Here is a 7925-nt window from a genome sequence, read left to right as displayed (position 1 = left end):
TCTCCGGGCGCTTCCCTTCGGTCTTGCGTTTCCGACTCTATCAGATCCTTGCGGGCCCGATTTTCGCCGGTGCGTTTCCGCCTTTCGGCTTCTTCACGTTTCCAACCTTACCAGATCCGTTTCCGTCTCCGGCCCCCTGTTGGAGCGGGGTTGGCCGTTCTGCTTTCGCTTTCTGACCTTTCCGACTCTAGCAGACCCGATTTCGTTCCGTTACCGGTCCGAATTCGATTCCGATTTCCCGTCGGAGGGGGTTTGCCTTTCGGCTGATCCGACTTTATCAGATTGCTCTGAGCCGGAATTCCGCCTGGCTTCGCGGGGTGCTCCGTACGCACAGGCGTGCGGTGCTTCCCGCTCAGGCGGAGCCGTAAACCTACTGGAGCGGGGCGCCCGGATGCAAATCCGGTTGCCCCGCTCCGACTTGAGTGCTTCGTGCAGCTGTGTGCGTCAGACCTCGACGACCACGGGGAGGATCATCGGGCGGCGGCGGTAGTTGTCTGACACCCACTTGCCGACCGAGCGGCGGATCAGCTGCTGGAGCTGGCGCGCGTCCGCGACACCGTCCTGGGCCGCCTTGGCCAAGGCCTCATCGATCTTGGGGGCCACGCCCGCCAGGGCGGCGTCCTCGATGCCGGAGCCGCGTGCATGCAGGTCCGGGCCCCCGACGATCTTGCCCGTGCTGCTGTCCACGACCACGAAGACCGAGATGATGCCTTCGTCGCCCAGGATGCGGCGGTCCTTCAGATGGGTTTCCGTCACATCGCCGACCGAGAGGCCGTCGACGTAGACATAGCCCGCCTGGACCTTGCCGACGATCTTTGCGACACCGTCGACCAGGTCGACCACGACGCCGTCCTCGGCGATGACGATCCGGTCCTTCGGTACCCCGGTCAGTGCGCCGAGTTCGGCGTTGGCGCGCAGATGGCGCCATTCACCGTGGACCGGCATGAGGTTCTTCGGCTTGCAGATGTTGTAGAAGTACAGCAGCTCGCCGGCCGAGGCGTGGCCCGAGACATGGACCTTGGCATTGCCCTTGTGGACGACGTCCGCGCCCCACCGGGTGAGGCCGTTGATCACGCGGTAGACCGCGTTCTCGTTGCCCGGGATGAGGGAGGACGCCAGGATCACGGTGTCGCCCTGGACGATCCGGATCTGATGGTCGCGGTTGGCCATCCGGGAGAGGGCAGCCATCGGCTCGCCCTGGGAACCCGTGCAGACCAGCACGACCTCGTCGTCGGGGAGGTCGTCGAGGGTCTTGACGTCGACGACCAGGCCGGCGGGGACCTTCAGGTAGCCCAGTTCGCGGGCGATGCCCATGTTGCGGACCATGGAGCGGCCGACGAAGGCGACCCTGCGGCCGTACTCATGGGCCGCATCGAGGATCTGCTGGATGCGGTGCACATGGCTGGCGAAGCTGGCGACGATGATGCGCTTCTGGGCGTTCGCGAACACCGTACGCAGGACGTTGGAGATGTCCCGCTCGGGCGGGACGAAGCCCGGGACCTCGGCGTTCGTGGAGTCGGAGAGAAGAAGGTCGATGCCTTCCTCGCCGAGCCGCGCGAAGGCGGGGAGGTCGGTGAGACGGCGGTCCAGCGGGAGCTGGTCCATCTTGAAGTCGCCGGTGTGCACGACCATGCCCGCGGGGGTGCGGATGGCGACGGCCAGGGCGTCGGGGATGGAGTGGTTGACCGCGACGAATTCGCAGTCGAAGGAGCCGATCCGCTCCGTGTGCCCTTCCTTCACCTCAAGGGTGTAGGGGCGGATGCGGTGCTCCTGAAGCTTCGCCTCGATGAGGGCGAGGGTCAGCTTCGAACCGATGAGGGGGATGTCCGGCTTCTCGCGCAGGAGGTAGGGGACACCGCCGATGTGGTCCTCGTGGCCGTGGGTGAGCACGATGCCGTCGATGTCGTCGAGGCGATCCCTGATGGACGTGAAGTCCGGCAGGATCAGGTCGATTCCGGGCTGCTCCTCCTCGGGGAAGAGCACTCCGCAGTCGACGATCAGCAGCCGGCCTCCGTATTCGAAGACCGTCATGTTGCGGCCGATTTCTCCCAGGCCGCCGAGGGGGGTGACCCGCAGGCCGCCCTTGGGAAGCTTCGGCGGGGCGCCGAGCTCAGGATGCGGATGACTCAAAAGACTCTCCTCACCACACACGCCACGCTGCCGTCGAGGGCACGTGGCGCGCATGACATTCGTGCACTTGCTATGTGGCGGTTGTTGGTCCGTATTCAGTTGTGAAGTCTGTGATCAGAGCTGTACCCCACCGGCGGCAAGATCGCGCGTGAGCTGCTCGGTCTCCTCGGGGGAGAGCTCCACGAGCGGTAGCCGCAGCGGACCGGCGGGCAGGCCCTGGAGGCCCAGCGCCGCCTTGGTCGTGATCACGCCCTGGGTGCGGAACATGCCGGTGAACACCGGCAGCAGCTTCTGATGGATCTCGGTGGCCTTGGTGACATCACCATTGAGGTGGGCGTCCAGGAGGGCGCGCAGCTCGGGGGTGACGATATGGCCGACCACCGACACGAAGCCGACGGCGCCGACCGAGAGCAGCGGGAGGTTGAGCATGTCGTCACCGCTGTACCAGGCGAGGCTGGAGCGGGCGATGGCCCAGCTGGCGCGGCCGAGGTCGCCCTTGGCGTCCTTGTTGGCGACGATCCGGGGGTGCTCGGCGAGCCGGACGATCGTCTCGGTGTTGATCGGGACACCGCTGCGGCCGGGGATGTCGTAGAGCATGACCGGCAGGTCGGTGGCGTCCGCGATGGCCGTGAAGTGCCGGAGCAGGCCCTCCTGCGGGGGCTTGCTGTAGTACGGCGTCACCGCGAGCAGGCCGTGGGCGCCGGCGTCCTGGGCGGCGCGGGCCAGCTCCAGGCTGTGGTGGGTGTCGTTGGTACCGGCTCCGGCGACGACAAAGGCGCGATCGCCCACCGCATCGACCACGGCGCGGACCAGCTGGGCTTTCTCCGCGTCGCTGGTGGTCGGGGACTCTCCGGTGGTGCCGTTGACGACGAGACCGTCGTTACCGGCGTCCACCAGGTGGGCAGCCAGTCGCTGCGCGCCGTCGAGATCGAGAGCGCCATCCGCCGTGAATGGCGTGACCATGGCGGTCAGCACCCGCCCGAACGGGGTCTGCGGTGTGGAAGTCGGAGCCATGGGTCCCACGCTACTCGTAGCTCACCACGAGATGCGCCTCTGGGGAGCAGGGATGTGGACTCCGGCACTGCCTGCTCGGGGGTTCAAGCAGTGCCGGGTCCGTCTGTTCAGCGTAGATGAACTTCTCAAAATGCCGCAATCCGGACACTTCGCACTTCAGTCCTGCGCGCTCCGGAATCCGGCCCGCAACCTGGGCCTTACGGAGCGATCCGGCCGTTCGCATTGAATGCGCCGTACGTGAGCGGCATGAGCGTGGCCCAGTGGGCCTCCATCTGCTCGCCGACCATTTCGATCTCGCGCTGCGGGAACGAGGGCACCTTCGCCTGCTCGTGCTGCGTGCGCAGGCCGAGGAAGTGCATCAGGGAGCGGGCGTTGCAGGTCGCGTACATGGAGGAGAACAGGCCGACGGGGAGCACCGCACGGGCGACCTCGCGGGCGACGCCGGCGGCGAGCATCTCCTGATATGCCTCGTAGGACCGGCGGTAGGAATCCTCCATGACGCGGCCGGTGAGCTCCTGCTGCGCCGGGGTGCCCTCGACGAATTCGTACTTGCCGGGGCGGCCCTGCTGGACCAGCTTGCGGGACTCGCCGGGGACGTAGAAGACCGGGTCCAGCTGACGGTAGCGGCCGGACTCCTCGTTGTACGACCAGCCGACGCGGTGCCGCATGAACTCGCGGAAGACGAAGATCGGCGCGCTGATGAAGAACGTCATGGAGTTGTGCTCGAAGGGACTGCCGTGCCGGTCCCGCATGAGGTAGTTGATCAGGCCCTTGGAGCGCTCCGGGTCCTTCTGCAGCTCCTCCAGGGACTGCTCGCCGGCCGTGGAGACCCGGGCCGCCCACAGCACGTCGCTGTCCGCGGCGCTGTGCTTGACCAGCTCGACCGTCACCTCGCTCCGGAAGCTGACGGCTGCGCCGTCGGGACTCTCAGTGCTCTCGGCGGGGGTGTGGGACACCGGCGGTTCCTTCCGTTTCGATCCTCGTGCGCGACCAGCCTACGGCCCGCCACTGACAGCCCGGGGAACACCGCATGATGCCGCGTTAGCCGCAAAACGGACGTCCTGGAGCGGCGCACGGAGCGACCGTTGATATTTTTCACAGAAGTCCCTGAAAACGGGCACCAACTGGACGCCACATACGTCTAACCCTGTGACAGTGCCCACTTCGAGGTTCCTAGGAGAGCCCGCTCATGTTCCGCCGGCGAGAGCCCGTCCCGTTCGCCTTCGTTGCCGAGGCAGACCGGTTCCGCAGCAATGTCACTCCCCCGCCGCGGCAGCGCGCCTCACGTGCGCAGCTCCTCGGCCAGTCTCTCATCACGCTGACAGTCGTGGGCGGCCTGGCCGGCGCCCTGCTGTTCGGCGTTCCTGCACTGCAGCAGGACAGCTCCGGGTCGAGCCGGGTGCATCAGTCCGAGGCCGCGCATCGCTGAACGGGCGGGCGGGGCGTGCCGTGAAGTGGTTCCGCTCCGCCGGTCCCGATAGCCTCACCGGTCACAGCTTCAGTCAGCGTGCCCATGAGTGAGGATCAGCCGTGCCCCTGCCCTTCCTGACGGCCGACCGCGACCTCGATCTCGACAACCCTGCCGCGGATTCGGCCGCACTTCCGCATGACGAGCCCGACCACTGGCGCCGTCCCTACCGCCCCGGACCGTGGCGGGTGGGGGCGGCGGCAGTGTTTTTGCTGCTCGCCTCGTTCGTACTGATCTGCGCAATGATCATTGCGATGGCCGGCTCGCCGGCCGGCGCCGCGGTCTGTGCACTGGTCGGGGCCGTGCTGATCGCCCTCGCCCTGCGGCTGCTGCGGGTCGGGGTGTGGGTCAGTGCGCACGGTCTGCGGCAGGTGAATCTGCTGCGTACGGCGACCGAGCCGTGGAGCGCCATCGCCTCGGTGGGCACGCGCCAGCAGCCGGTGCGCTGGCTGGGCCTGCCGCGGACGGTGCAGGGGCAGGCGCTGATCGTGGAGCGGACGCAGGGCGAGCCGCTGCGGGCCCTGATCACGGACCACAACGGCGACTTTCTGTCCCGCCCGGAGGCGTTCGAGCGGGCCGCGGATGTGCTGGAGGCCTGGGCCGCGGAGTACCGCGCCTGAGGCCGGGGGCGCCGAGCCCTCGGGCGACCGTCCGGCGCCGCCCCGATGCCCCTACGGACCGGGCCGGGTCCGGCCGTGATCGGCCGGCCCGGTCTCAGGCGGTCGGTACGGGCTTGTGGTCGTGCAGGGCGATGGCACGCTGCATCGCCTTACGGGCGCGCGGGGTGTCGCGGGCGTCGTGGTAGGCGACCGCGAGCCGGAACCACGTACGCCAGTCGCCGGGCGCGTCCTCCGTCTCGGCCTGCCGCCGGGCGAACACCGCGTCGGCAGCGTCCCGGTCGATCCGGCCGCCGGGGGTCCGCGCCGGCTCGTCGGCCGGCAGCCCGCCCTCGGCCTCCAGGGCATGCGCCAGCCGGTGGGCGTCACGCGCGAAGCGGGTGTTGTGCCACAGGAACCAGGCACCGATGAACGGCAGCACGAAGGCCACCGCACCCATGCCCATGGCCGCCGGCTCACCGGTCATCAGGAGGAGTACGCCCTCCAGCGCCACCACGCCGAAGACGATGACCAGCACGGTGGCGAGGAAGAAGTACGTGATCTTTCCGCCCATGACCGTCAGCCCAGGTCGAGGAAGTTTTCCAGGCCCACGGTCAGGCCCGGAGTGGTGACCACACGGCGCACACCGAGCAGGATGCCCGGCATGAAGCTGCTGTGGTGGAGGGAGTCATGGCGGATGGTGAGGGTCTCGCCCTCGCCACCGAAAAGCACCTCCTGGTGCGCGAGCAGGCCCCGCAGCCGTACGGAGTGCACGGGGATGCCGTCCACGTCCGCACCGCGGGCGCCGTCCAGTGCGGTGGTGGTGGCGTCCGGCTGCGGGTCGCAGCCGGCGTCCTCACGGGCCTTGGCGATCAGCTGGGCGGTACGGGCGGCGGTGCCGGAGGGGGCGTCCGCCTTCTTCGGGTGGTGCAGCTCGATGACCTCGGCCGACTCGAAGAACCGGGCCGCCTGCTGGGCGAACCGCATGGTCAGCACCGCGCCGATGGAGAAGTTCGGGGCGATCAGCACGCCGGCCCCGGGCGAGGCGGCGAGCGAGGTGCGCAGCTGCGCGAGGCGCTCGTCGGTCCACCCGGTCGTCCCGACCACCGCATGGATGCCGTGACGCACACAGAAGTCGAGATTGCCCATCACCGCGCCGGGGTTGGTCAGCTCGACCACGACCTGGGCGCCGGCCTCGACCAGCGTCTCCAGCTTGTCGCCGCGACCGAGCCCGGCGACCAGCTCCATGTCCTCGGCGGCCTCGACGGCCCGTACGGCCTCGGAGCCGATACGCCCCTGGGCGCCCAGTACGGCCACGCGCAGCTTGCTCATCGTTTCCCGTCTCTCTTTCGGTGGTGTCGCGGCCGGCCTAGGCGACGGCGTCGTCCAGCCGGGCCGCCTGCCGGTCCTTCAGGGGGCCGATGACGGACAGCGAGGGGCGTGCGCCCAGCACATCGCGGGCCACCTCGCGTACCTCGTCCGGGGTGACGGCCGCGATCTGCGTGAGCATCTCGTCGACCGACATCTGCTCGCCCCAGCACAGCTCGCTCTTGCCGAGGCGGTGCATCAGCGCGCCGGAGTCCTCCAGGCCGAGGACGGTGGATCCGCGCAGTTGTCCGATCGCGCGGTGGATCTCGTCATCGGTGAGGCCCTGGGACGCCACCTGGTCGAGTTCGTCACGGCAGATCTTGAGGACGTCGTGCACCTGGTTCGGGCGGCAGCCGGCGTAGACGCCGAACAGCCCGCAGTCGGCGAAGCCGGAGGTGTACGAGTACACGCTGTAGGCCAGGCCGCGCTTCTCGCGGACCTCCTGGAAGAGGCGGGAGCTCATCCCGCCGCCCAGGGCGGTGTTCAGCACGCCCATGGCCCAGCGCCGGTCGTCGGTGCGTGCCATCCCGGGCATCCCGAGGATGACATGGGCCTGCTCGGTCTTGCGGTTGAGCAGCCCGACGCGGCCGGCGGTCCGGATGGCGCGGGCACCGGAGCGCGGCGCGATCGGGGTGGCGTCCGTCCGGTCCAGGGCCCCGGCCTGCTCGAAGGCGCGGCGGACCAGGCGGACGACCTTGGCGTGGTCGATGTTGCCGGCGGCCGTGACGACGAGGTGCGTGGGGTCGTAGTGCTTCTTGTAGAAGCGGCGGATGCGCTCGGGGGTGAGGGCGTTGACGGTGTCGACGGTGCCCAGGACGGGGCGGCCGAGCGGGGTGTCACCGAGCATGGTGTGCGCGAACAGGTCGTGCACACAGTCGCCCGGGTCGTCCTCGGTCATCGCGATCTCTTCGAGGATGACGCCGCGCTCGGCGTCCACGTCCTCGGCCTCCACCAGCGAGCCGGTGAGCATGTCACAGACCACGTCAATGGCGAGCGGCAGATCGGTGTCCAGCACCCGGGCGTAGTAGCAGGTGTACTCCTTCGCGGTGAAGGCGTTCATCTCGCCGCCGACCGCGTCGATGGCGGCGGAGATGTCCAGGGCGCTGCGCCGCTCGGTGCCCTTGAAGAGCAGATGCTCCAGGTAGTGCGTGGCGCCGTTGAGCGACGGGGTCTCGTCGCGGGAGCCGACGTGCGCCCAGATCCCGAAGGTGACGGAGCGGACCGTCGGCAGCGTCTCGGTGACGACCCGCAGGCCGCCGGGGAGGGTGGTGCGGCGGACCGTGCCCGCGCCGGCCGTGCCCTTGAGAAGCGTTTGGGTACGGGCGACGGCCCGCCCCTCCGAAGAGGGG

General features: G+C 68.9%; 8 protein-coding genes. 2 read left to right on the top strand and 6 right to left on the bottom strand.

The window, feature by feature from the left end; translation table 11 throughout:
- Positions 1 to 444: 444 nt before the first annotated feature.
- The 3 genes from ACWGJY_RS37185 to thyX all read right to left on the bottom strand — a co-directional run bounded on the left by ACWGJY_RS37185 (position 445) and on the right by thyX (position 4100).
- Positions 445 to 2130 (bottom strand): ribonuclease J, encoded by a 1686-nt coding sequence (locus tag ACWGJY_RS37185; RefSeq protein WP_453265321.1) that lies wholly within the window; start codon positions 2128 to 2130, stop codon positions 445 to 447.
- A gap of 114 nt (positions 2131 to 2244) precedes the next feature.
- Positions 2245 to 3144: a 4-hydroxy-tetrahydrodipicolinate synthase gene (dapA, locus tag ACWGJY_RS37180; protein WP_453265320.1), complete on the bottom strand. Its 900-nt coding sequence runs from the start codon at positions 3142 to 3144 to the stop codon at positions 2245 to 2247.
- 197 nt (positions 3145 to 3341) lie between these two features.
- Positions 3342 to 4100: an FAD-dependent thymidylate synthase gene (gene thyX, locus ACWGJY_RS37175; protein ID WP_453265319.1), complete on the bottom strand. Its 759-nt coding sequence runs from the start codon at positions 4098 to 4100 to the stop codon at positions 3342 to 3344.
- 233 nt (positions 4101 to 4333) lie between these two features.
- Here thyX and ACWGJY_RS37170 point away from each other — a divergent pair, with 233 nt between their 5' ends.
- Together ACWGJY_RS37170 and ACWGJY_RS37165 are read left to right on the top strand one after the other, a co-directional pair.
- Positions 4334 to 4573, top strand: coding sequence for a hypothetical protein (locus tag ACWGJY_RS37170; protein WP_159469538.1), 240 nt, complete (start codon positions 4334 to 4336; stop codon positions 4571 to 4573).
- 101 nt (positions 4574 to 4674) lie between these two features.
- Complete coding sequence (locus tag ACWGJY_RS37165; protein ID WP_453265318.1) at positions 4675 to 5232, top strand: hypothetical protein; 558 nt, start codon at positions 4675 to 4677, stop codon at positions 5230 to 5232.
- A 94-nt stretch (positions 5233 to 5326) separates the two neighbouring features.
- Here the strand turns inward: ACWGJY_RS37165 and ACWGJY_RS37160 are convergent, their stop codons facing one another.
- The 3 genes from ACWGJY_RS37160 to ACWGJY_RS37150 form a co-directional block, all read right to left on the bottom strand.
- Positions 5327 to 5782 carry a hypothetical protein gene (locus ACWGJY_RS37160; RefSeq protein WP_453265317.1) on the bottom strand — a complete coding sequence of 152 codons (456 nt, stop codon included), beginning with the start codon at positions 5780 to 5782 and terminating at the stop codon, positions 5327 to 5329.
- 5 nt (positions 5783 to 5787) lie between these two features.
- Complete coding sequence (gene dapB / locus ACWGJY_RS37155; RefSeq protein WP_453265316.1) at positions 5788 to 6540, bottom strand: 4-hydroxy-tetrahydrodipicolinate reductase; 753 nt, start codon at positions 6538 to 6540, stop codon at positions 5788 to 5790.
- Positions 6541 to 6577: 37 nt separating this feature from the next.
- Positions 6578 to 7925: M16 family metallopeptidase (locus tag ACWGJY_RS37150; RefSeq protein WP_453265315.1), on the bottom strand; the 1348-nt coding region annotated here is incomplete at its 5' end.

The organism is Streptomyces sp. NPDC054765 (genome assembly GCF_053612065.1).
Note: the sequence above shows the minus strand (reverse complement) of the source record. Positions and strands in the feature narration are given on the sequence as shown.